The organism is Streptomyces sp. NPDC059668, from assembly GCF_042734135.1.
In the GTDB taxonomy this organism is placed as follows: Bacteria; Actinomycetota; Actinomycetes; order Streptomycetales; family Streptomycetaceae; genus Streptomyces.
On the sequence record NZ_JBHWEL010000011.1, the window covers coordinates 83,745 to 107,458 of the forward strand.

22 protein-coding genes are annotated in these 23,714 nt (G+C 72.2%); 15 read left to right on the forward strand and 7 right to left on the reverse strand.

The window, feature by feature from the left end; translation table 11 throughout:
• Window positions 1-623 precede the first annotated feature (623 nt).
• From ACFV2J_RS11480 to ACFV2J_RS11490, 3 genes are all read left to right on the forward strand, one after another.
• Window positions 624-1,283: a DUF6230 family protein gene (locus ACFV2J_RS11480; protein ID WP_385082006.1), complete on the forward strand. Its 660-nt coding sequence runs from the start codon at window positions 624-626 to the stop codon at window positions 1,281-1,283.
• Window positions 1,283-1,702, forward strand: coding sequence for a DUF6114 domain-containing protein (locus ACFV2J_RS11485; RefSeq protein ID WP_385438287.1), 420 nt, complete (start codon window positions 1,283-1,285; stop codon window positions 1,700-1,702). The genes ACFV2J_RS11480 and ACFV2J_RS11485 overlap by 1 nt, the downstream gene beginning before the upstream one ends.
• 177 nt (window positions 1,703-1,879) lie before the next feature.
• Entirely contained in the window at window positions 1,880-4,267 is a 2,388-nt protein-coding gene (locus tag ACFV2J_RS11490) for a SpoIIE family protein phosphatase (protein ID WP_385082004.1), read from the forward strand.
• Between the two features lie 171 nt (window positions 4,268-4,438).
• Here the strand turns inward: ACFV2J_RS11490 and ACFV2J_RS11495 are convergent, their stop codons facing one another.
• The gene (locus ACFV2J_RS11495; protein WP_385082003.1) at window positions 4,439-4,618 is read right to left on the reverse strand and encodes a hypothetical protein; all 180 of its coding nucleotides are present in this window, start codon (window positions 4,616-4,618) and stop codon (window positions 4,439-4,441) included.
• 268 nt (window positions 4,619-4,886) lie between these two features.
• Here ACFV2J_RS11495 and ACFV2J_RS11500 point away from each other — a divergent pair, with 268 nt between their 5' ends.
• The 5 genes from ACFV2J_RS11500 to ACFV2J_RS11520 all read left to right on the forward strand — a co-directional run bounded on the left by ACFV2J_RS11500 (window position 4,887) and on the right by ACFV2J_RS11520 (window position 10,084).
• A complete protein-coding gene (locus tag ACFV2J_RS11500; protein ID WP_385082001.1) occupies window positions 4,887-5,900 on the forward strand; it encodes a substrate-binding domain-containing protein in 1,014 nt (337 codons plus the stop codon).
• A gap of 190 nt (window positions 5,901-6,090) precedes the next feature.
• Window positions 6,091-8,655: a nitrate- and nitrite sensing domain-containing protein gene (locus ACFV2J_RS11505; protein ID WP_385082000.1), complete on the forward strand. Its 2,565-nt coding sequence runs from the start codon at window positions 6,091-6,093 to the stop codon at window positions 8,653-8,655.
• An 11-nt stretch (window positions 8,656-8,666) separates the two neighbouring features.
• Complete coding sequence (locus ACFV2J_RS11510; RefSeq protein ID WP_385081999.1) at window positions 8,667-9,095, forward strand: roadblock/LC7 domain-containing protein; 429 nt, start codon at window positions 8,667-8,669, stop codon at window positions 9,093-9,095.
• Window position 9,096: 1 nt separating this feature from the next.
• Complete coding sequence (locus tag ACFV2J_RS11515; protein ID WP_385081998.1) at window positions 9,097-9,453, forward strand: DUF742 domain-containing protein; 357 nt, start codon at window positions 9,097-9,099, stop codon at window positions 9,451-9,453.
• Complete coding sequence (locus ACFV2J_RS11520) at window positions 9,440-10,084, forward strand: ATP/GTP-binding protein (protein WP_385081997.1); 645 nt, start codon at window positions 9,440-9,442, stop codon at window positions 10,082-10,084. The genes ACFV2J_RS11515 and ACFV2J_RS11520 overlap by 14 nt, the downstream gene beginning before the upstream one ends.
• Window positions 10,085-10,095: 11 nt before the next feature.
• On the opposite strand, the gene ACFV2J_RS11525 is transcribed toward ACFV2J_RS11520, so the two are convergent.
• The gene (locus tag ACFV2J_RS11525; protein WP_385081995.1) at window positions 10,096-10,653 is read right to left on the reverse strand and encodes a cysteine hydrolase family protein; all 558 of its coding nucleotides are present in this window, start codon (window positions 10,651-10,653) and stop codon (window positions 10,096-10,098) included.
• A 206-nt stretch (window positions 10,654-10,859) separates the two neighbouring features.
• On the opposite strand from ACFV2J_RS11525, the gene ACFV2J_RS11530 reads away from it, so the two are divergent.
• From ACFV2J_RS11530 to ACFV2J_RS11540, 3 genes are read left to right on the forward strand one after another with little or no spacing between them, the layout of a single operon-like run.
• On the forward strand, window positions 10,860-11,510 hold the full coding sequence (locus ACFV2J_RS11530) for a hypothetical protein (protein WP_385081994.1): 651 nt from the start codon (window positions 10,860-10,862) through the stop codon (window positions 11,508-11,510).
• Window positions 11,504-13,750, forward strand: coding sequence for a CHAT domain-containing protein (locus ACFV2J_RS11535; protein WP_385081992.1), 2,247 nt, complete (start codon window positions 11,504-11,506; stop codon window positions 13,748-13,750). Before ACFV2J_RS11530 ends, ACFV2J_RS11535 begins: the two co-directional genes overlap by 7 nt.
• The gene (locus ACFV2J_RS11540; protein ID WP_385081991.1) at window positions 13,747-14,538 is read left to right on the forward strand and encodes a hypothetical protein; all 792 of its coding nucleotides are present in this window, start codon (window positions 13,747-13,749) and stop codon (window positions 14,536-14,538) included. Before ACFV2J_RS11535 ends, ACFV2J_RS11540 begins: the two co-directional genes overlap by 4 nt.
• 97 nt (window positions 14,539-14,635) lie before the next feature.
• On the opposite strand, the gene msrB is transcribed toward ACFV2J_RS11540, so the two are convergent.
• The 4 genes from msrB to ACFV2J_RS11560 form a co-directional block, all read right to left on the reverse strand.
• Window positions 14,636-15,043 carry a peptide-methionine (R)-S-oxide reductase MsrB gene (msrB, locus tag ACFV2J_RS11545; protein ID WP_385081990.1) on the reverse strand — a complete coding sequence of 136 codons (408 nt, stop codon included), beginning with the start codon at window positions 15,041-15,043 and terminating at the stop codon, window positions 14,636-14,638.
• Between the two features lie 13 nt (window positions 15,044-15,056).
• Window positions 15,057-16,457: a UDP-N-acetylmuramate--L-alanine ligase gene (gene murC / locus ACFV2J_RS11550; RefSeq protein ID WP_385081989.1), complete on the reverse strand. Its 1,401-nt coding sequence runs from the start codon at window positions 16,455-16,457 to the stop codon at window positions 15,057-15,059.
• Window positions 16,458-16,568: 111 nt separating this feature from the next.
• Window positions 16,569-17,042 (reverse strand): indole-3-glycerol phosphate synthase, encoded by a 474-nt coding sequence (locus ACFV2J_RS11555; protein WP_385081988.1) that lies wholly within the window; start codon window positions 17,040-17,042, stop codon window positions 16,569-16,571.
• A 132-nt stretch (window positions 17,043-17,174) separates the two neighbouring features.
• Window positions 17,175-18,011, reverse strand: a complete 837-nt coding sequence (locus tag ACFV2J_RS11560; protein WP_385438297.1) for a pyrimidine reductase family protein — start codon at window positions 18,009-18,011, stop codon at window positions 17,175-17,177.
• Between ACFV2J_RS11560 and zapE the strand changes: the two genes are divergently transcribed.
• Together zapE and ACFV2J_RS11570 are read left to right on the forward strand one after the other, a co-directional pair.
• Entirely contained in the window at window positions 18,010-19,152 is a 1,143-nt protein-coding gene (gene zapE, locus ACFV2J_RS11565; protein WP_385081985.1) for a cell division protein ZapE, read from the forward strand. The genes ACFV2J_RS11560 and zapE overlap by 2 nt on opposite strands.
• 180 nt (window positions 19,153-19,332) lie before the next feature.
• Window positions 19,333-20,244, forward strand: coding sequence for a slipin family protein (locus ACFV2J_RS11570; protein WP_385081984.1), 912 nt, complete (start codon window positions 19,333-19,335; stop codon window positions 20,242-20,244).
• Window positions 20,245-20,612: 368 nt separating this feature from the next.
• Here the strand turns inward: ACFV2J_RS11570 and ACFV2J_RS11575 are convergent, their stop codons facing one another.
• On the reverse strand, window positions 20,613-20,921 hold the full coding sequence (locus ACFV2J_RS11575; protein WP_385081983.1) for a hypothetical protein: 309 nt from the start codon (window positions 20,919-20,921) through the stop codon (window positions 20,613-20,615).
• A gap of 852 nt (window positions 20,922-21,773) precedes the next feature.
• Between ACFV2J_RS11575 and ACFV2J_RS11580 the strand changes: the two genes are divergently transcribed.
• Both ACFV2J_RS11580 and ACFV2J_RS11585 read left to right on the forward strand, forming a co-directional pair.
• A complete protein-coding gene (locus tag ACFV2J_RS11580) occupies window positions 21,774-22,691 on the forward strand; it encodes a PPK2 family polyphosphate kinase (protein ID WP_385081982.1) in 918 nt (305 codons plus the stop codon).
• A gap of 146 nt (window positions 22,692-22,837) precedes the next feature.
• Window positions 22,838-23,662: an SDR family oxidoreductase gene (locus ACFV2J_RS11585; RefSeq protein ID WP_385081980.1), complete on the forward strand. Its 825-nt coding sequence runs from the start codon at window positions 22,838-22,840 to the stop codon at window positions 23,660-23,662.
• The last annotated feature ends 52 nt before the right edge of the window (window positions 23,663-23,714 follow it).

Here is a 23,714-nt window from a genome sequence, read left to right on the forward strand (position 1 = left end):
TGGTTTCGGAGAGAGGTGCGGTCCCGGGCTCACCGGGGGGCATGGTCCTGGCCGTCCCGGTGGACGTGGAGCCGGCGGCCACTGCCGGCCCGTGACGTCTTCTCCGTACGCGACGGACCGGCAGCGGCGAGGGGCTACCGGGCACGGCCCCGAGGGGGAAGGCGGCCGTGTCGGTGCCGTGGGGGGGTGGGGGGTGGACGACGGTGACGAAGGTGCGCACGGGACGTTCGGAGGTGTCACGCACGCCCCGCCGCGGGGGGCGGGGGCCGGGAGGGTGACATGCGCCGTGCTGACGGACCCGGCGCCACGGATCCATCGGAAACAAGGCTGAGTTGTAGACCTGATGGATAGTCAACGTCAAGGCCCGGTACGGAAGTTGGAGGTCAGCGGGCCGGCCGTGGGAAGCCGTGCACACAGATGCCACACAATCGACATCCGCTTGCCACAACTCCCTTGACCCACGAATGTAACCCCCGGTAACTTCCAGGAAGGCTACTGCCGCGTAACGAGAAAGCCCTTGCGACCGCCGGGAGTTGCGAGGAGGCGTACGTGGCAGCCCTGTCCGCGCCAGGACACGTGCCGCTCAAGCCGCACCTGCGTTGACTATGTCCAGGGAGCAGAACATGGCCTCGTCCTCGGACGCCACGGCGTCCACCGGTCCCACCCCCGAGAACCCCGAAAGCGGTTCCGACCGACGCGGGCGGGTCCGTCTGCGCCGCGCCGCGGTGATGGCGGTGCCCGCCACCGTGATCGCCGCGGGACTGATGATCCTCACCGCCCAGGGCGCCCTGGGCGTGCAGTTCGCCATCTCCGGCATGCCGTTCGTCGTGACGGCCACGGAGCTGAACGGCACCGGCTTCGAGCAGTTCGGGAACCTCGACAACATGGCCGAGGACAGTCCGAACGCCGGCGACACCGGCGGCCAGGTCCTGGTCGTCACCTCCGCCATCAAGAACGCGACGCTCACCAAGCTCTGCCAGAGCGTCGACCTGGGCGGCACCAACCTGGTCATCACCGCGGGCGGCGGCTCGGACAAGGTGCAGGCGACCGACCTGACCACCGACTCGACCGAGCTGTCGGGCGACGCGTCCTTCGGGAACATCGAGATCGGCAACGACGCGAGCACGCTCGACAAGGCCGGCGTCCAGGGGAACAAGGGCGTCTTCAGCCAGCAGGCGGACACCGTCCACATCGGCAACCTGCGGCAGACCAACTACGCGACCACCGCCGCCGTGTTCAAGCTTCCGGGCCTCAAGCTCCGGTTCAGCGGCACGGGCTGCTGATGTCCCGGCTCCGGGATCCGAGGGCGGGCTTCCGGCAGTGGCGCGCGCGCCGCCCCTTCTGGGGCGGGCTGCTGCTCACCCTGGGCGGGGCGGAGATCCTCCTGACCGAGAAGGCGTCCCTCAAGGTCGTCATGCACATCGGCATGCAGGGCGTGGCGGGCTACCTGCTGCCGACGGTCATGCTCGTGTGCGGTCTGCTGATCCTCTTCAACCCGGCGCAGCGCCTGTTCTACTCGCTGCTCGGCATCCTCCTCTCGCTCGGCACCTGGCTCACCTCCAACCTCGGCGGCTTCTTCCTCGGCCTGCTCCTCGGAGCGGTCGGCAGCTGCATGGCCTTCGGCTGGCTTCCGGACCAGGAGCCGCGCCGGCGCCTGCTGCGCGGGCGCCGGCAGCGGCACACCACGGCGACGAAGGCGTAGGCCCGACGGCCCGGAAGGGCCCGGTGACCACGCCCGCCCCGGCCGGCCCCAGGACGGCGGACGGCCGGGGCGGGCGCCGGGCGACCGAGCCGCGGCCGAGGGGGGAGCCCGGCCCGACCGATGCCCGCTCCGGTCCCTGGGTTGATGCGACTGCCCGATCACCGCATCCTTGTACATATGGTGACATTGCCGGGCGATGCGGGGCGCGCGGCCGCGAGAGGCGACGCCATGGTGGTGGTCGATGCCCACGGCGTCGTCAGGGGCTGGAGCGAGGGCGCCCGCCTGTTGACCGGCTACGCCGCAGCGGAGATCGCCGGACGTCCGGTGTCGGCCCTGGTGGACGGGGACGCCGCCGCGGCCTGGCAGAGCCTGCGCACGAGCCGCGGCGCGATCGTCGCCGTACGGCACTGGGACGGCCGGCGGAGCGAACTGGACCTGCGGGTCTGCCCCCTCCAGGGCGAGCACGGGGAGCAGCGGGGATACGTCATCACCGCCGCGCCGGACGAACTCGGCCGGATGCTGGGGGAGCTGGCCTTCACCCAGTCCTCGATGCCGATGTCGGTCTTCGACACCGAACAGCGGTACCTGCGGATGAACGACACGGCATGCCGGATCCTGGGGGTCCGGGAGGCCGAGGTGCGCCGCCGCTTCTTTCCCGACACCGTGGAGAACGCGGAACTCAGCCGCGGCTTCCTGCACCATCTGCGCAAGGTGGTCGAGACCGGACGGCCGGTCCGCTACGAGAGCTGGACCCGTTCCCCCTCCGGGCCGCGCACGCACGCCTGGAACGTCGAGATGTGGCCGCTGCGGGAGCCGGGCGGCGAGCTGCTCGGGGTCGGGCTGGCCGCGTTCGACAGCACCGAGCAGTACGGGGCACGACAGCGGCTCGCCCTGCTGAACAGGGCCGCCACCTGCATCGGGACCAAGCTGGACGTGATCCACACCGCCCGGGAACTGGCCGAGCTGACGGTGCCCAAGCTGGCGGACTTCGCGAGCGTGGACCTGCTGGACTCGGTGCTCCGGGGCGAGGAACCGGCCGTGGGGCCGGTGGACGCCGCGGTGGAGCTGCGCCGCGTCGCCCACCACTCCCGCACCCCCGGGGTGCCGGAGGCCGCGATCGACCTGGGCGCGGCGGACGTCTATCCGCCCTTCTCCCCGCCGGCCCGGGCCCTGGCCAGCGGTCGTGCGGTGCTCGCCGGGAGTGGCGATCCGGGTGTCGACACCTGGCTCGCGCAGCACGGCTCCCGGTCCACCAAGCTGCACCAGGCGGCCCACCGCGCCTTCTCGCTGATGGCCGTACCGCTGGCGGCGCGGGGCACGACCCTGGGGGTGGCGGTCTTCGCCCGGCTGCTCACCGCCGAGAATCCCGACCCCTTCGACCACGACGACGCGACGCTGGCGCAGGAGCTGGCCGGCCGGGCGGCCGTCTGCGTGGACAACGCCCGCAGGTACACCAAGGAGCGCGCCACCGCGCTGGCCCTGCAGCGCAGTCTGCTGCCGGGGGCGATGGCGGGCCAGGCGGCGGTCGAGTTCGCCTCCCGTTATCTTCCGGCGCTGTCCCGGGCGGGTGTCGGCGGCGACTGGTTCGACGTGATCCCGTTGTCCGGGACCCGGGTGGCGCTGGTCGTCGGCGATGTCGTCGGGCACGGCATGCACGCCTCGGTGACGATGGGCCGGCTGCGCACGGCGGTGTGGACGCTGGCCGACGTCGATCTGCCCCCGGACGAGCTGCTCACCCACCTCGACGACCTGGTCGGGCATCTGACGGGCGACGACGACGCGGTGGGCGGCGAGATCGGCGCCACCTGCCTGTACGCGGTCTACGACCCGGTGTCGCGGCGCTGCACGGTCGCCTCCGCCGGGCACCCGCCGCCGGTCGCCCTGTTCCCCGACGGAACCGTCCGGGCCGTCGAGGTGAGCGCGGGACCGGTGCTCGGGGTCGGCGGCCTCCCGTTCGAGTCCACCGAGCTGGTCCTGCCGGAGGGAACCGTGCTCGCCCTCTTCACCGACGGTCTCGTCGAGGCCCGCGACCTGGACGTGGACACGGCCACCACCGCCCTGGGCGAGGCGCTGGCGACGCCCGCCGGGAATCTGGAGGACGTCTGCGACAACGTGCTCAAGGCCCTGCTGCCCCAGCGTCCCACCGACGACGTGGCCCTGCTGCTGGCCCGTACCCGCGCCCTGGACGCCGAGCAGGTGGCCCTGTGGGACCTGCCGGCCGATCCGGCGGTGGTCGCCGACGCCCGGAAGTACGCGACCGAGCGGCTGGCGCGCTGGGGACTCGACGAGATCGCCATGGTGACGGAACTGGTCGTCAGCGAACTGGTCACCAACGCCATCCGTTACGGCGGCACGCCGATCCAGCTCCGGCTCATCCGCGACCGCGCCCTGATCTGCGAGGTCTCCGACGCCAGCACCACCTCTCCCCATCTGCGCAGGGCCCGCACCTACGACGAGGGCGGTCGCGGTCTGCTCCTGGTCGCCCAGCTCACCGACCGCTGGGGGACCCGGACGACCTGTGCCGGGAAGACGATCTGGGCCGAGCAGGCGCTGCCGGTCCCCTGACCGGGGCGGAAGGGCTCGGGAGGGTTGCGGTGGTGGACCGCCGGGCCGTTCACGACGCGGCGGACCGTGTCCTCGTACGCCCCTCCGCGCGGAAAGACGTGTTCTGGATTCTCATCGCCCTGCCGACGGGTGACCGTCGGGACACCCGCGCCGATCAGCCGGAGCGGGGCCTCACAGGCATGTGCGGACGAGCCACTCGTTCTCGTCGTACGCGTCCCGCGCCGGATCCGGCGCCGTGGCCGGACGTTCCTCGACCGTGTCCTCCAGGCGTATCCGCTCCGGAAGCGCGCCGAACCGAGCCCGCCGGACCGCCGCCTCGGCCGTGCCCGGCCCCTGCTCGCCACTTGTCATCCCGGCCTCCCCGTCATGAGCGTTTCGGCCGATCCTCGCAGGCCGCCCGTCACCTGTCAAGACGGTGACGAAGTGGGCTCCTGGGAGGCCTGGACTCGACCGTGCGCACTCCCCGCTCATGACCGCTCACTTGACGGCCGCGCGTCACACACGATTGGCTCCGGCCCAACGAAAGTCCGACAGTCGGCGCACAACAGCCCGATGACCGCGCCGACTTCTCTCACCCCCCGTCCGTCTGCCGGGCCGCACAGCGAGGTGCCGCACTCCGATGAACACGCCCCCCACACCTCACCACTCCCCCGGATCCACGCACGGCACCGTCCTCGTCGCCGCCGTCGCCGGCGCGCTGCTCCTGGCGGCGTGCTCCGGCGGACCGGAGACCGGCACGAGCACCGGAGCGGCGGGGAAGGCGGGCACGGGCCACATCAAGGTCGCCCTGATCACCCACGGCGCCGACGGAGACGCCTTCTGGGAAATGGTGCGCAGGGGCGCGCAGGCGGCGGCCGCGAAGGACGACATCGCCCTCACCTACGCCAGCGACTCCGACGCCGCGGGGCAGGCGAGCCTGGTGCGGGACGCGGTCCGTGACCGGGTCGACGGCATCGCGGTGACCCTGGCCAAGCCGGAGGCGATGAAGAGCGCCGTCACCGAGGCCAAGGCGGCGGGCATACCGGTGGTCGGCCTCAACTCCGGTATCGACGCCTGGCGGTCCGAAGGCCTGTTGGAGTACTTCGGCCAGGACGAGAGCGTCGCGGGCCGGGCGCTCGGCGACAAGCTGGACGAACTCAAGGCCAAGCACGCCCTGTGCGTCATCCACGAGCAGGGCAACGTCGCCCTGGAGGCGCGCTGCGCCGGTGTGAAGAAGGCGTTCGCCGGCGACACCGACCTGCTCTACGTGAACGGCACGGACATGAAGGCCGTCACCGCCTCCGTCACCGCCAGACTGCGGCAGGACCCGGGCATCGACGAAGTCGTCATGATGGGCGCGCAGTTCGCGCTCGGCGCGGTGAAGTCGGTGAAGCAGGCGGGCAGCAGAGCCGCGGTCGCCACCTTCGACCTCAACAGCAGCCTGGTGAAGGCCGTGCAGAGCGGGGACGTGCAGTTCGCGGTGGACCAACAGCCCTATCTTCAGGGCTATCTCGCCGTGGACTCGCTCTGGCTCTACAAATCCAACGGCAACTTCAGCGGCGGCGGAACCGCGCCCGTGCTCACCGGACCGGCCTTCGTCACCAAGGAGAACGTCGCCTCGGTGGCCAAGTTCGCCGCCGACGGCACCCGTTGAGCCGGCCCCGCCGCTCGTCCGCGGCGGTCCGGGCGTCACCACGGGCCCCCAGGTTTTCGGACACTCACGGTACGTGCGGGCACTTGTACGGATAGCATCCTGCGCACCCCCAGCCGTACCGGACACGCGGTCACCCGCCGCCCGTCCGCCGAACCGCTCCTCCCCCCTCGCTGATCGCACTAGGACGACGATGTCTCCACGGACAGGTGCCCGGCGCCGTCTCGGCTCCATACGTCTCTCCCTGATCCTGCTGGCGCTGGTCCCCAGCGTGACCCTCGCCGCGATGTGGGGGGTGACGACCACACAGATCTTCTCGGAGGGGCTGCGGCTGCGGTCGCAGACCGAACTGAGCCGGTCCACGGGCGCGATGGGCACCGACGCGACGCTCGCGTTGCAGCAGGAGCGCAGTCTGTCGGCGGCGTGGCTGGCCTCGCCGCACGGTTCGCGGACGGCGCTGGACCGGCAGCGCGCGAGGACGGACGAGGCCGTCGCGAAGCTGGTGCGCCGCTCGGACGACATCAAGAACGCGCCCGCCCGGATCGGGGAGCGGCTGTACTCGGTCCTGGCGTCGGTGGGAAGCCTGGAGTACTACCGGGGACAGGTGGACCACCCCACCGACATCACCGCCCAGCAGGTGCTGGACCAGTACACCGGGATCATCGACGGCCAGATGCACGCCTTCCAGGAGCTCTCCCAGGTCGACGACGGCGACCTCACCTCGCAGGCCGGCCCGCTGATCGCGCTGGGCAGCGGCGCGGAGCTGGTCGCCCAGGAGGACGCCGAACTCGCGCTGGCCTGGCCCTCGGGGAAGCTCGGTGAGAAGGCGTGGACACAGTTCGCGCAACTCGTCGACGTACGCCGCTGGGTCTTCCGGGGCCAGGTCCTCTCCTCCCTGGACGGCGCCGTGAAGGCCCGGGTCGAACGGATCCTGCAGAGCCAGGACTGGAAGACGCTGGAGGCCGTCGAGGACCAGGTGATCGCGGCCCGTACGGCACACGGCGCGGTGGCCCGGACGGTCGAGCTGCCGGACGCGGGCCGGCGCTGGAACGCCGCGCTCACCAGGATCTCCGGCCAGTACGCAGACCTGATCCGGCAGCAGACCTCGGGACTGCTGGACCGCAGTGCCGACAACGCGGACGGCCTGCTGGTCAAGGCGGCCGCGCTGAGCGCCGGCGGACTCGTCGCCCTGCTGCTGTGCGTCGTGATGTCGTGGCGCATCACGCGTTCCCTCTCCCGGCGGCTGCGCGGCCTGCGGCTGGCCACGCTCAGCCTGGCACAGGAGCGGCTGCCCGACGTGGTCTCCAGGCTGGACCGGGGCGAGAAGGTGGACGTGGACCTCGCCACCCCGCCGCTGGACTACGGCGGGGACGAACTCGGGCAGGTGGCACAGGCCTTCAACATCGCGCAGCGCACCGCGGTGCACACCGCGGTGGAACTCGCCGACACCAGACGCGGTTTCCAGAAGGTGATCCTGGGCATCGCCCGGCAGAGCCAGAACCTGGTCAACCTGCAGCTCAGCAAGCTCGACGCGCTGGAACGCGAGCACCAGGACCCGCGGATACTCAAGGGGCTGTACGAACTCGACTCCACGGCGAGCCAGTTGCGTCGTTACGAGGAGAACCTCGTCATCATCAGCGGAGAGCAGCCCCGGCGCAGCTGGACCGAACCGGTCGCGCTGATCGACATCCTGCGCAGTGCCGTCGGCGAGGTCGCCCAGTACCAGCGGGTGGAGGTGCACGCCGACGACGAGGTGTACCTCACCCCGCCCGCGGTCGCGGACGTCATCCACCTGCTGGCCGAGCTCATCGACAACGCCACCGCCTACTCCCCCGCGCCCAGTCCGGTGGGCGTGCGGGCCGCGATGGTGGCCAAGGGACTGGCCGTGGAGATCGAGGACCGCGGTCTGGGCCTGTCCGAGGAGGACTACGCGGCGTTCAACTCCCAGTTGGCGGTGGCTCCCCAGTTCGACGTGGTGGCGCTCGCCGACGACCTGCGGCTGGGCATGTTCGTGGTCGCCCGGCTCGCCACCCGGCACGGCATCGGCGTCACCCTGCGGTCCTCGCCGTACGGCGGGACCACCGCGATCGTGCTGATCCCGCACGAGATCGTGGTGTGCGAGACAGCGGGACCGTCCGCTCCGGACACGGACCCCGCGGCTCCGGCGGACGCCGGCGGACCCGAGCCGGCGGAGACCGCGACGAGCCCGGACGGCGCGTCCGTCGAGAGCCGGCCCTCGCACGAGCGCACGGGAGAGGCACGGCCCGCCGCCCGGGTCCGCACCGCCGACCCCACCGCCTCCCGGTCCGGCACCGCCACGACCGCGACCGCCGTCCGGCGGGATGGACTCACCCCGCTGCCCCGCCGGGTTCCCCAGACCAGCCTGGCCACCGAACTGCGCGAGGACGCCGGGCCGGCGGACACCGGCGCCCAGGACGCGGACGGCTCGACCGACTTCACCGCGGAACGGGCGGCCTCGTCACTCGCCGGCTTCCAGCGCGGCACGCTCCGAGCCCGTGACACCGACGCCGACGCCGACGCCGACGAGGCGGCGTACGGCCGTATCGCACGCGGCACACGCGGCGCACGCACCGCACAAGGAGGGCAGGAGAACACGTCCGAGGAGCCGGGTGACCGGGTGCCCGCCGTGGACCGCTCCCGGACCACGCCTGCGGAGCGCGCGTCGCCCCCGTCCGCGGGCCACTCGCCGGGCCCGCCCGCAGACCGCTCGTCGACTCCGCCCGCAGACCGCTCCTGAAGGACTGAGACATGACACGCCCCAGCCCCGCCACACACAGCCAGCTCGACCAGCTGCTCACCGGACTGGTGGAACGGGTGGCCGACGTGAACCACGCCGTCGTGCTGTCCGAGGACGGACTGGTCGTCAGCAAGTCCACGGCGTTCGTCCGCGACGACGCCGAGCGGCTGGCGGCGACCGCGTCCGGGCTGATGAGCCTGAGCAAGGGGGTCAGCATGGACTTCCGCGGCGGACCCGTCCGGCAGGCGCTCATCGAGATGCGCGACTGCTATCTGATCCTCACCGCCGCGGGACCCGGCGCCCATCTCGCCGTGCTCACCAACAAGGGCGCGGACGTCGGCGTGGTGGCGTACCAGATGAACATGCTGGTGAAGAAGATCGGCGAGCACCTCAGGGCAGCGCCGCGTGCGGGCATCTCCGCCGCCGACGACGGCGAGTGAGGTGAGCGAAGGCGACGCGGCCGGCCGTCTGGTACGGCCGTTCACGCTGACCGGAGGCCGAACCCGGCCCAGCCGCGCCGACTTCACCCTCATCACGTCGGTGACCGCCGTGGACCCGCCGCCCGAGGGGTCCGCCCGGTCGCAGCCCGAGCACCAGCGCATCGTGCGGCTGTGCGCGCGGCCGGTCGTGGTGGCGGAACTCGCCGCCCAGCTCGACCTCCCGGTGAGCGTCGTCGTCATCCTGCTCTGCGATCTGCTGGAGGCGGGCCGGATCACGGTCCAGGCGCCGCGTCTCGTCTCCCGCACCCCGGATCCGGACCTGTTGCAGAAAGTGAGGGACGGCCTTGGCCGGCTCTGACCCCGCCACGCGAGGGACTTCGGCACCCGAAGTACCCACAGCGACCGAAGGACCAGAGGTACCCGCGGCACCCGAAGCGCCCGAAGCGGTCAAGATCCTGATCGCCGGAGGGTTCGGGGTCGGCAAGACCACCATGGTGGGATCGGTCAGCGAGATCGTGCCCCTGCGTACCGAGGAACCCCTCACCTCGGCCGGTCTGGACGTCGACGACCTCGACGGCATCGAGGCGAAGCGGGCGACCACCGTGGCCCTGGACTTCGGCCGCATCACCCTCAGCCCCGAACTGGTCCTGTACCTCTTCGGTACCCCCGGCCAGCAGCGGTTCTGGTTCATGTGGAACGACCTCGCCATCGGTGCCCTCGGGGCCGTGGTCCTCGTCGACGTGCGCCGGCCCGAGTCGAGCTTCGCCGCCGTCGACTTCTTCGAGCGCCGCGGTATCCCGTTCGTCGTGGGCGTCAACGGCTTCCACGGACGGCATCCGTACACACCCGAGGAGATCCGGGACGCCCTGGCCCTGCCGGAGGGCACCCCCGTGCTCCTGTGCGACGCGCGCGAGCGGGGGTCGTGCCGGGACGTGCTGATCACCCTGATCGACGAGTTGATCGCCTCCTCCGCGCGGGACCGGCGGTAGCGGCGCGTCGCTCAGTACGCCGCGAACGTCACCTCGGCCGTGTCGACGGTCCCGCCGCGACGACCGGGCGCGAGCTCCCCGCGCCAGTAGAGGTTGGTGTGCGCGATCACCTGGTCCGGGGGCGGTGCGCCGTACGCCGTGAGGTCCTCCGTCGTGTGCGCGTCGCCGACCAGCGTCACGTCGTACCCTCGGACCAGTCCGCCGTGCAGGGTCGCGCGGATGCACGCGTCGGTCTGCGCGCCCGTGACCACGATCCGGCCCACACCGCGCTCGGCGAGCAGCTCCTCCAGCTCGGTGCTCTCGAACGAGTCGCCGTAGAGCTTGTGGACGAGCGGCTCCCCGTCCCGCCGGACCAGCTCCGGCACATACCGCCAGCTCTCGCCGCCCCGCACGAGGTGCTCGTCGGAGTGCTGCACCCAGACCACGGGCACGTCCTCCGCACGGGCCTTGTCGACCAGGGTGTTGATGTTCGCGATCACCTCGTCGCGCGCGTGTGTTCCCGCCATCACCCCGTTCTGGACGTCGATGACGAGCAGCGCGGTGTGCGGCCGATCGGGCAGGTTCGTCATGGGAACCTCCTGTCTCTCGTCGTGGATCTCCCGCTGCATCACAGTAGAGCCCGCCACTGACACCGGCCCGGCTGCCGTCGCCCCGGCACCGAGCGCCTCCGACTGTCCTGACTCCCCTTCGTCCAGGCGACGTTGGGCTACCGTTGCTGCACCACCGGACCTGGGGGGCAGTGGGGTTGGAAGCGCCGGGGAACCGCCGTGTGTGCGTGGCGTACGACGTGGAGGGATACAGCGGGCTCGGCCAGGAGGCGCAGTTCGACGTGCAGCGCCGGCTCCAGGCACTTCTCGACGGCGCCTGTGGCCGGGCGGGTCTGTCGCCGGGCGAGTACGAGGTGCAACCGCAGGGGGACGGCGGGCTCGCGCTGCTGCCGACCGGCGACAAGGTGGACGAACCGCTCCTGCTCGCCTCCTTCCTGCGGGCGGTGACGGCCGAGCTGGGCGGGGTGAACGGTCCACGGGACCCCGGAATCCGGATCAGACTGCGGATGGCCCTGCACGAAGGGGTGGTCTACCGCGCGGACCACGGCTATGTGGGGGACGCCGTCGTGGAGGCGTTCCGGATGTGCGACGCCGGACCGGTCAGGGACGCGCTGCGCCGCAACCCAGCCGCGGACCTGGTCCTCGTGGCGGCGGACCGGCTCTACCAGGACGTACTGCGCCACGGCCATCACGGTCTTCCCGGTGACTCCTTCGTACGGCACCTGCTCCGCGTGAAGCTCTTCGAGGCCCCCGGCTGGCTCTTCGTGCCCGGCGGCGACAGCGGCCCCGCCCCCGTGGACGAACGGATCCCGGACGCCCCCTCCGTGACGCCGGTCGCCGACACGCTCGACGGCGACCGGCCCTACGACCTGTGGTGAAGCCGCACGGAGACGGGACGGCCGGGGACGGGACGGCCGGGGACGGGACGGCCGGGGACGAGGTGTCGTACACGGTCCTGATCCGGCCCGAGCTGGACGGGACGGCGCTGCCGGAACTCCCCGGCACACTGATCCTGGGCGGGGTGTTCACGCTCGCGGCGGAGGGTGAGGCCCGTCCTGGGGCACCGTTCTGGATGGTGGCGGGAGCCGGTGACGGCGAGGTGCGGTACTCGCCGGGCGCTGTCGGTGTCCGGGTCGGCCCCGAGCACCGGGACGGTGTGCTGCCGCACTGGATGATGTGGCCGGACGCCGAGGCGTGGCCCGGGCCGGACCCCGTGCCGCACCTGCTGCTGCCCCGCGAGGCGGACGCGGGCACCGCCGAGTTCCGGCTGCACGGCGACTCGGTGACCGGGACCGTACGCCTGTGGGCGAACCCGAAGGCGGGGTGGCCGGGACCACGGCGGTACACGGCGACGGTCACCGGGAGCCGCACACCGCCGAGCCGTACACCGCCGGACGTCACGGCTCCGCCCCTCGCGCCGGCCGTCCCCGCCGTCCCTGTCGTCCCCGCCGTCCCCGACGCCACCCCGCAGGTCCTCACCGACGACCGCGCGGAGGCGCGTTCGCTGGCCCAGACGCTGGTCTTGGAGCGCCGGTACGCCGAGGCATGGCCCCTGCTGACCCGCACGGCCGCCTTGTACGCGGCGTCCGCGAGCCGGCCGGACGCGTGGTCGGGAGGGGTCGTGTCCGATCTGACGAGCCTGGTCTTCATGACCCCCTACCAGGCCCTGTGCGCCCTCGAACTCGGCGACTACCAAGGCCTGTTGGACTGCCTTCTCGCGGCCGTGGAGGTGCGCAGGACGCTGACGGCGACGGCGGCGGCGTCCGGGTACGGCCCGGAGTACGAGGAGGAGGTGCGCGCCGGTGCCCGGATCCTGCCCGGGTTCCTGGAGGCCTGGCGGTCCCGGCTGGCGGAGGACACCGCGCGGATCGACGCCGTCGACGCGAGCCGCCCGTTCTACGCGGCCCTCACCCTGTACCTCTTCGACCAGGGCGCTCACGAGGACGCCCTGGTCGCCTCCGAGGCCGGCCGCGCCCGTGCCTTCGCCGACCTGCTCGGCCCCTCCGGTGCACGGTGGCCGTCACGGGCCGGGGCGTCCGCCGCGCCGCGGCTGACCCGGGCGGCGCTGCGGTCGGTACTGGCCGGCCACGGCCGCACGGTCGTCGAGTACGCCGTGCACGGTGACGTCCTGCTGATCTGGGTCGCCCGGCCGGACGGCACCCTGCGCGCACTCGGACCGCTGCCCGCCGCGGGACTCGGGGCACTCGCCGCGCGCTGGCTCGCTCTCGCGCCGGGCGCGGTCGACGACGACTCGGTCCGCGAGCTGGACGAGGTGCTCCGCGGCCTCGGCGCGCTGCTGTGGGACCCCGTCCCCGGCTCCTGGCTGCCGTCGGCCCCCGACGAGACGGTGACGGTGGTGCCGCACGGGGACCTTCTGCGGGTGCCGTTCCCGGCGCTGCGGACGGCGGACGGACGGTACCTGGTCGAGCGGCACCCGGTCGCGCTGCTCCCCGCGCTGGCGCTGCTCCCCGCGCTGCACGAGCGACGGGCGTCCGGGCCGGGGCCGTCGCCGCGGCTGCTCGCACTGGTCGACCCGGAACCGCTGCCGGATCCGCCCGACGGCGGTACCGCCTTCGCGCCCCTGGGCTGGACACGGCGTCGCTTCCCCGCGATCGCCGGCCTGTATCCGCAGGCCGAGGTGCGCACCGGGGAGGCGGCCGCCGTCACGGCGCTCGGCGGTCTCCTTCCGCCGCCCTCCGTCGTGCACTTCGGCACCCACGCGGTGGCCCTGGACGACTCCGCCCTCGACTCCTTCGTGGCGCTCGCCGCGACCGGCGGGCACGACGGCAGACTGCGCGCGCGGGAAGTCCTGGGGCTGCGGGTCCCGGGGGACGTCGTCGTGCTGTCCGCGTGCCGGACGGGCGCCGGACGGGTGAGCGCGGACGGCGTGATCGGGCTGTCGCGGTCCTTCCTCGCCGCCGGGCCGACGACGCTCGTCCTCACCCTGTGCGAGGTGGAGGAAGCGGCCGCTTTCGAGATCTCGCACGGGTTCCATCGCCGTCTCGCGGCCGGTGGATGTCCTCCCGCGCTCGCCCTGTGCCGGGCGCAGCGGGAACTGGCCGCCGAGGGGTACCGGCCACACGAGTGGTCACCGTTCCTGCTGTACGGACTGGGGTGAGCACGATGACCGAGGACGGCTCCACGGGGGCGGACTCCCCGGAGTGGCTGCGGTTCCTGCGCGAGGAGACCCCGCCGTCCGAGCCCCGCGGTTCCGACGCGGCCCGCGGGGACGGCCCGGCGGTCGCCGTACGGGACCTGTTCGTCGGCGAGGCGCTGCTCGGCGACCGCAGCCGCTTCGTCCAGGAGGGTGGGGTGACACTGCTGAAGGTGGACAACTACCGCCTCACCACGGCCGACTTCCCCGCGATGGCGGACAGACGGGCCGGCTCCGGGCGGCGACGGCTCGAACTGCTCAAGTTCACCTTCATGCTGCGCGAACTGCCCGCGGGGCGCCGCTACGAGACGGCCCGGGTGCGGATCGTGCTGCGACCGCAGCCGCCCCTCATGCTGCTGCGTCCGCATCTGACGTACGCCGATCCCCCCGCGACGCGGGGCTTCAGTTCGGAGTTCCGGACCGCGCTGACCAGGCTTCTCGGGGTGGGTGCCCGGCACACGCGTTCCGGCAGCGTCAGCCGTGCCGACCGGCTCCCCGTCGTCACGGGCGTCGACGAGGGCCCGGCGGGCTTCGGCTGGACCTTCCAGGCCCGGGACGGCGCGCCTCTCGTACCGCAGCGGGCGCAGACCGTCGTGGTCGCCGAACTCCCCCCGGGCAGCGCCGGTCTGGCGGGCACCTTCGACGCGGAGGCTTTCGTGGCGCGCCGGGTGGCGGGGATCTACGAGCCACGCAGGGCGCTGCCGCGGACCCCGCCGGCCACGTTCCGGGTGGACCTGCCGACGGCCGGCTGACCCGGCCCCACGGACACCGGTCGGGCCGATCGTCTCCGGCCGGACGCCGAAGGGGCCGGCCAGCCGGGCCGGCCCCACACCGCGAGGAGGGTCGGGCTCAGCCCTCGTCCTCCGCCAGCCGCAGCGAGATGCTGTTGATGCAGTACCGCTGATCGGTGGGGGTCGCGTACCCCTCACCCTCGAAGACGTGCCCGAGGTGCGATCCGCAGCGCGAGCACCGCACCTCGGTCCGCACCATCCCGTGCGAGCGGTCCGCGATCAGCTCGACCGCGTCGGAGTCCTTCGGGTCGTAGAAGGACGGCCAGCCGCAGTGCGACTCGAACTTCTCGTGGGAGGTGAACAGCTCGGCACCGCAGGCGCGACAGGAGTACACGCCCTTGGTCTTGGTGTCGGTGTACTCCCCGGTGAACGCCGGCTCCGTGCCCGCGCGGCGCAGAACGGTGTACTCGGCCGGGGTCAGCTCCGCGCGCCACTGCTCGTCCGGCTTTTCGATGTCGTACGACATGAAGCTCAACCCCTTACAAACGCTGTGACTGCTTCGACAGACGGGCCAGGATCCCGGGGCCGAGATCGGTCACGTCACCCGCGCCCATGGTGAGAACGAGATCACCGGGCTTCGCCATTCCCGCGACGACCGAAGGGGCCTCCGCCTTGTCGTGGACCGGCGTCACGTCCGCGCCCGCGGCCCGCGCCGCCTCGACGATCAGCTCGCTGGTGACGCCCGGGATCGGGTCCTCGCGGGCCGGGTAGATGTCGAGGACCACGGATGCGTCCGCCAGCGACAGGGCCTCGCCCATCTCCTTGGCCAGCTCCTGGGTGCGGGAGAACAGGTGCGGCTGGAAGAGGACCAGGATGCGTCCGGAGACGCTCGCGCGCATGGCCTCCAGGTCCGCCGTCATCTCCGTCGGGTGGTGCGCGTACGAGTCGACGACCTGCACGCCCGCCTCCTCGCCCTTGAGCTGGAGGCGGCGCTTGACCCCGGTGTAGGAGGCGAGCGCGGGGGCCAGCTCGGAGGCCGGGACGCCCAGCGCCGCGCCGGCCGCCAGCGCGGCCACCGCGTTGTGCGCGTAGTGGCGGCCGGGGACGGAGACCGTGAAGGTGAGTACCGAGCCGTCGAGCTCCACCCTCACCTCGCTCTTCAGGCCGTGGGGGACGACGGACAGGACACGCACGTCCGCGTCCGCCGACTCGCCGTACGTCACCACGCGCACGCCGGCCGGCAGCCGCCGCGTCAGCTCGCGCGCGCCCTCGTTGTCCGCGGAGATCACCAGCGTGCCGCCGGGGACGATCCTGTCCGCGAACGTCTCGAAGGACTCGTAGATCTCGTCCATGGACGCGTAGTTGGCGTGGTGGTCCAGCTCCACGTTGAGGACGATCGCCACCTCGGGCGCGTACTTGTGGAAGCTGCGGTCCGACTCGTCGGCCTCCGCGACGAAGATCTCGCCCTCGCCGTGCAGCGCGTTCGAGCCCGGGGCGTCCAGGTCGCCGCCGATCGCGTACGAGGGCCGCAGCCCCAGCTCCGAGAGCGACACCGCCAGCATCGACGTCGTCGTGGTCTTGCCGTGCGTGCCCGCGACCGCGATCGGGCGCAGGCCGTCCATCAGCCGGGCGAGGGCGTCCGAACGGTGGACGACCGGGACACCCAGCTCGGCGGCGCGGGCCAGCTCCGGGTTGTCGGCGCGGATCGCGGACGAGACGACCACACAGGTGGCGTCGGAGGCCAGGTGGTCCGCGGCGTGCCCGATGTGCACCGTCGCGCCCAGCGCGCGCAGGGCCTCGGCGGTCGCGGACTCCTTCGCGTCGCTGCCCGCCACCTTCGCCCCGCGCTGCGCCAGGATCTTGGCGATGCCCGACATCCCGGCTCCGCCGATCCCGATGAAGTGCGGTCGGTCCATGGCGGTAGGAAGGCCGGGTGCCATGCGTGTCTCTCCCCAGGTGGTGCGACAAGAATTGCGACAAGAGGTGTGGCGACGGGGTCGTGCGACCGCCGCCGCGGTGCGTCCGGCGCGGTACGCCGGTGAGGGCCCAGCCTATGCCTTGCTGTGCGAGAACAGTTTCAGCACCGGGACGCCGACCTTGTGGCGGGCGCGCGAGGCCCAGTCCCGGTGGAAGAACTCCTCCACGTAGTGCGGGTCGGTCAGCACGATCACCTCGTCCGCGTCGACCTCGTCGACCAGCCCCTTCAGCGCGTCCAGCGGGTGGTCCTCGATGAGCCGGCCCTCGGCCTCGCTGCCGGAGGCGCGCAGTGCCACCAGCGACACCTCCAGTGCCCGCTGTCCCTGGCCGGCCGCCTCCTCGCCCTCCGGGGTCTCGCGCTCGTGGGCCGCCTCGTCCAGCTCGCCCAGCGCCACGTCGTCGATGGCCCGCAGCAGCCGGTCCGCCTGGTCGCCGCGCGGCTGGAGCAGCACATGGAAGGCAACCGTCTCGTCACCGTGCAAGGTGGTGACGAATTCGATGTCGGCGGATGTCAGGGCTTTCTCGATCATCAATACGCTTGTGAACACGACAGACGCCCTTCTCCTCCGTGGGACTCCCTGGCCCCCTGCGGAAACCATCCTGCCCCGTGATCGCACGGGGTCTGCGCGATTTGGTGTGCGAACCGGAAGATAACCGGAACTGGATCTTCCGACGACTTGTCAGGATCGACGGTATCGGGTGAACAGGAACCCGGCCTCTTCCAGCAAGGACGCCAGTTCGAACCGCTTCGGAACCTCCGTCGCGGGCCCGCCCGCGATCCGCTGCGCGCCGCCGGCGGTGAGGGTCGGGGACACCGTCAGGCACAGTTCGTCGAGGACCCCGGCCGCCACCAGCTGGCCCAGCAGCCGCGGGCCGCCCTCGGTGAGCAGCCGGGTCAGCCCGCGGTCGGCGAGGACCCGTACCGCCCGGGCGGGGTCCACCCCGGTGCCCTCCCCGGCGAACACCACCTCGGCGCCCGACTTCTCCGCGGCCGCCACCCGGTCCGCAGCCGCCGCGGAACCCGTCAGGACCAGCGTGGGCACCAGGGGCGAGGTGAAGAGCGGGAGCGAGAAGTCCAGGTCCAGGCCCGCCGTGACGACGGCGATGGCGGGCGCGGGGCCCTGCCCGGCCGCCTCCCGCGACGCCGCGAACTCGCCGCGCGCGCGTGCCGGGCGGTACCCCTCCTGGCGTACCGTCTCCGCTCCGACGACCACGACGTCCGCGAGCGCCCTCAGCACCCCGAAGATCCGCATGTCGGCGGCGCTGGAGATGCCCTGGGACTTCCCCTCGTGCTGGGCGGCGCCGTCGAGCGTGGAGACCATGTTGGCGCGCAGCCAGGGCGTACGGACGCCGTCGGCGCGGGCTTCCGGGTAGGCGTACACCTCCGCCAGCTCCTGGAGCCCCCACTCGCGGTCCGTCACATCCGCACCGCGTACAGCGGGCGCACCAGGGGCAACGGAGGCCCCGGCCGCGCCCTGGACTGCTGTTTCGTAGGTCACAGGGAACAGGCGTCGCATGACGTGCAGTGTGGCACGGCGCTTAGAGTGGTTGACCGTGTCGTCCTCCTCCGCCGCCTCCGGGATCGATCCGATACCCGAAGCAGCTCCCCTGTCCCTATGCGCCCGCGCGCCGCACGTGCCCGCGGACCGGCTCGTCGCCGAGATGGTGCCGCCGCCGCGCTTCGACTCGGTGCGCTTCGAAACGTACATTCCGGACCCGAACCAGCCGAGCCAGACCGAGGCCGTACGCGTCCTCGCGGACTTCGCGGCCGGGCTCGGCGGGGCACACGCCGTGGGCGGAGCGAAACGGGGTTTCCTCGGCTTCGGCAGGGCCAGGGCACCGCGGACCCCCGCCGGCCCGCGCGGCGTCTACCTCGACGGCGGCTACGGGGTCGGCAAGACCCATCTGCTCGCCTCCCTGTGGCACGCGACCCCGGCGGAGCCCTCCCTCAAGGCCTTCGGCACCTTCGTGGAGCTGACGAACCTGGTCGGCGCGCTCGGCTTCCAGAAGACCGTGCAGACGCTCTCCGGCCACCGGCTCCTGTGCATCGACGAGTTCGAACTCGACGACCCGGGCGACACCGTCCTCGTCTCCACGCTGCTCGGCAAGCTGGTCGACGCGGGGGTCGCGCTCGCGGCCACGTCGAACACCCTGCCGGGCAAGCTCGGCGAGGGCCGGTTCGCGGCGGCCGACTTCCTGCGTGAGATCCAGGGGCTGTCGGCGCACTTCCGTCCGCTGCGCATCGACGGCGAGGACTACCGCCACCGGGGGCTGCCCGAGGCCCCCGCGCCCTTCACCGACGAGCAGGTCACGAAGGCCGCGTACGCCACCGCCGGCGCGTCCCTCGACGACTTCCCGCAGCTGCTCGACCACCTCGCCCGCGTGCACCCCAGCCGCTACGGCGCGCTCACGGACGACCTCAGGGCCGTCTGCCTCACGGACGTCCGCCCGGTCGCGGACCAGTCGACGGCGCTTCGGCTGGTGGTGCTCGCCGACCGGCTCTACGACCGCGAGGTGCCCGTCCTCGCCTCCGGAATGCCCTTCGACACGCTCTTCAGCGAGGAGATGCTGAACGGCGGCTACCGCAAGAAGTACTTCCGCGCGATCTCCCGGCTGACCGCCCTCGCACGGGACGCCAAGGGGCTCGTGAGGGCGTAGTTCCCGGCGGCCTCCGAGGGACGACGAGGCGTCGACCCGCCACGGACGGTGCGGGGCACGCCCGGCGCACGGCGCGACCACACCGGCTCCACCGGCACCGGCCCGACACCCACCGGCGTAAAATTCGGGTATCGGGCTTGGTGCGCTCAGGCGCAGCGGGCGACTCGAAAGGGGGTCGTCATGCTCCAGGAAATCCTGGTGGCCGGCGTGGCGGTCGGCTCAGCGGGGCTGGTGTACGTCGCGGCGGCGGCCCGGGTCGTCAAGCAGTACGAACGGGGCGTGGTCCTCCGGCTCGGGCGGCTGCGCGGCGGGGTACGCCCACCGGGGTTCACCATGGTCGTCCCTGGTGTGGACAAGCTGCGCAAGGTCAACATGCAGATCGTCACGATGCCGGTGCCCGCGCAGGACGGCATCACCCGGGACAACGTCACCGTGCGGGTGGACGCGGTCATCTACTTCAAGGTGGTGGACGCGGCCGACGCGATCATCCAGGTCGAGGACTACCGCTTCGCGGTCTCGCAGATGGCGCAGACGTCGCTGCGTTCGATCATCGGCAAGAGCGACCTCGACGATCTGCTCTCCAACCGCGAGAAGCTCAACCAGGGCCTGGAATTGATGATCGACAGCCCCGCCATGGGCTGGGGCGTGCAGATCGACCGGGTGGAGATCAAGGACGTCTCGCTGCCGGAGACGATGAAGCGGTCGATGGCCCGGCAGGCGGAGGCGGACCGTGAGCGGCGGGCCCGGATCATCAACGCGGACGCGGAACTCCAGGCGTCGAAGAAGCTGGCGGAGGCCGCCGGGGTGATGTCCGAGCAGCCGGCCGCGTTGCAGCTGAGGCTGCTGCAGACGGTGGTGGCGGTCGCGGCGGAGAAGAACTCCACGCTCGTACTGCCCTTCCCCGTCGAACTGCTGCGGTTCCTGGAGCGGGCCCAGCCCCAGCCGGGATCACCGGCACCGGCACCTGACCCGAACCCGGCCCCGCCCCCGCCCCCGCCTCCCGCCGCGGCCCCGAATCCAACTTCGGCGCCGGCACCTGAACTTCGCGACGAGTCCGGCGAACTCCCCCACGAGGTCCGCGACATGGAGTGACGCGGGGTGACGTCGAGTGACGCGTGCGACAGGCGTGGTTCCGACGGCCCGTCGCGGGATCGCGCCCGCCCCACCTCCCTCCGGCCGCGGACCGTTCGCCCGCCGTCCGGCCACCGGCCGTTCCAGCACCGACCGTTGAACCTCAGACCGTGCTGAGCCACAGACCGTTCGGCCTCAGACCGTGCTGAGCCACAGACCGTTCGGCCTCAGACCGCGCTGAGCCACAGACCGTTCGGCCTCAGACCGGTGCGGACCCAGGCAGGCGAACACTGACAGGCGGACACAGGCAGGCGGACACAGGCAGGCGGACACAGGCAGGAGCCGGAGTCGTCGCCGACTCCGGCTCCCGGTGCGCTGTGTCTCAGGTGTCAGCAGTCGCCGTAGCCACCGCCGCCCCAGCCGCCGCCACCCCAGCCGCCTCCCCAGCCGCCGCCGTAGCCGCCGCCACCCCAGCCGCCGCCGCCGTAGCCGCCGCCGCCCCAGCCGCCACCGTGGCCGCCGCCGCCCCAGCCGCCACCGCCGCCGCCGTGGCCGCCCCAGTTGTAGTCGGATGCCACTGCTTGGGTGTGGCTGGTGGTGGTGGCGGCGCTGGCTATGCCCGCTCCACCGATGGCCAGAGCCAGAGTGGCGAACAGGCTGGCGAGCAGCCTGAAGATCGTTACTTTGCTTACCCGCATGGTGCTATCCCTTCCAGGGAGCGTTGACGGGTCCGTGTCCTGGTGACCGCGAAGACGCCGGTGCTCGTGAAGCACTGATTGCGTCCGCGAAAGGGCCCGGTACATGGCCATGGAATGAACGGGAGTTGCCGTCGTCGACTCGCACGCGACAAGCGTGGCATCGGGCCCACCGAAGCTGCCGCGTCAGCAGACCCCGCGGCGGGGCACCCGTCCGTCGAACAATTCGGCGACCGGCTGGCCGTCGATCTGGAGATGAAATTGTCCGCCTCATACCAGGTAAAAGGCGCCTATCTCGTTCGATCTCCATCCAACCTAGACATACGGGAGATGTAAGTCAAACCGAGCGAATCCGTCTCCGGTGTCACGGAGCGGCCCCGGCCGCCCACGCCTAATTCACCTGCGCCGTCGCCCATTTGAGGCGTGCCGGCCGAAGCCGGATCCGATGTCCCCGCCACGCCCTCATCCACCGCTCCCGGCCACGCAGCCACCGCGAACCGCCCCTGCGCGGGGCCGAGTTGGGTGGCATGTACGGCTCGGAGCCGTCCGGCGCACTCACGGCGGCCGCACCCCCGTGCGGGCCATCCGCTCGACGACGTCCACATCCTGTGCGGCGCGGACCAGGCGGCCGGGGAGGCTCACGCGGCAGTGGAGTTGAACCGCCGGGCCTACGACGCGACGGGCATCCGCGCGGCGCGATTCCGGCTGTCCTCGCCGGGCCGGGTCGCCCCGCGCCTGCGCGGCGACCGGTCTCCCGACGTCGCACGTAGCGCCACGTCGCACGGCCCGGCCCGTGAGTAGCGGGGCCCGGGCTCCCGACGCACCATCGAGGGACGGAGCCGGAAGGGGTGCACGGTGGGTGAGAAGGACGGCACACAGGGCAGCAGGCCGGAGAAGGCGGACGGGCCGGAGCTGGACGAGGAGCTCACCCGGCTCGGTACGCTGCTGCGCGTCCCGGACGGTACCGGCGACGGCGTCGACCTGGCCTCGTACGACGCCCGGGACACCCCCGGTCGGCGAGGCGGCAAGGCCGCCGGTCTGGCCGCCATCGCGGACATGCGGGAAGGCCTCGCCGACCTGCAGGAACGCCTGTGGGCGGCGAGCACGGCGGGCGACCGGCGACGGGTGCTGCTGGTCCTCCAGGGCATGGACACCAGCGGCAAGGGCGGCACCGTGAAACACGTCGCCGGGATGCTCAACCCGGCCGGCTGCCGTATCCGGGCCTTCAAGGCGCCCACCCACGAGGAGCGCAAGCACTCCTTCCTGTGGCGGATCAGGCGGGCGCTCCCCGAAGCGGGCGAGATCGGCGTCTTCGACCGGTCGCACTACGAGGACGTCCTGGTCGCCCGGGTCCGCGGGCTGGCTCCGCACAAGGAGATCGCCCGCCGCTACCGGGAGATCAACCGTTTCGAGGAGTCCCTCGCCGACGACGGCGTCACCGTCGTGAAGTGCTTCCTGCACATCTCCTACGACCAGCAGCGCCGCCGCCTGCTGCGACGCCTCGACAACCCGGCCAAGCACTGGAAGTTCAGCGCCGGCGACATCGAGGACCGCGCGCTGTGGCCCGAGTACCGCAAGGCGTACGAGATCGCGCTGGAGCGCTGCTCCACGCCCCGGGCGCCGTGGTACGTGGTTCCCGCCGACCGCAAGTGGTACCGGAACTGGGCGATCGGCACGCTGCTCCTGGAGCACCTCGAGGCGCTGGACCCGCGGTACCCGAAGGCCGACTTCGACGTGACCGAGTACCGGAGACAACTGCTGAAGAGCGTTTGATCCACACCCGCGGGGGCTACTCGGCGCTTCCGGAGCCGCCCACCGCGGCCGGAGTTGCCATGGAGCGCACTCCAGGGTGTTCGCTGGCGCGGGAAGCACCACGGCGCCTCGGCAGAGCGGGCGTCGGGTCTCACGAGGAGGACACCATGACGCAGAAGAACTGGTTCATCACCGGTGCCTCACGCGGCTTCGGCCGGGAGTGGGCGATCGCGGCACTTGAACGCGGCGACTCGGTGGCCGCCACGGCCCGCGACCTGTCCACCCTGGACGATCTCTCCGCGGCCTACGGCGAGCGGTTCCTGCCCCTGCGGCTCGACGTCACGGACCGGGAGGCCGACTTCGCCGCCGTGCGTCAGGCCCACGAGCGGTTCGGGCGCCTCGACGTGGTGGTCAACAACGCCGGTTACGGGCACTTCGGGATGGTCGAGGAACTCACCGAGGCGGAAGCCCGCGCGCAGCTGGAGACGAACCTGTTCGGGGCACTGTGGGTCACCCAGGCGGCGCTGCCGTTCCTGCGCGAGCAGGGCGGCGGCCACATCCTTCAGGTCTCCTCCATCGGCGGCATCAGCGCGTTCCCGCTGGTCGGCATCTATCACGCGTCGAAGTGGGCGCTCGAAGGGATCAGCCAGTCGCTGGCCCAGGAGGTGGCGCCGTTCGGCATCAAGGTGACCCTGATCGAGCCCGGCGGGTTCGCCACCGACTGGGCCGGTTCCTCGTCGAGCACGTCGGAGCAGTTGCCGGCCTACGCCGAGTACCACGAGCAGGTACAGGTGCAGCGCCGCGAGCGCGTGGGCACCCCGGGTGACCCGCAGGCCTCCGCCGCGGCGGTGCTGGAACTCGTGGACGCCGACGAGCCGCCCCTGCGCTGCTTCTTCGGCACGGCGCCGCTGGGCATCGCGAAGGCCGACTACGAGCAACGTCTGGCGACGTGGGAGAAGTGGCAGCAGGTGGCGGAGCTGGCCCAGGGCTGAGCGGCGCCCGACCGGCCCCGGGTCGCCGGACGGCCCGGGCAGCCGGACGGGT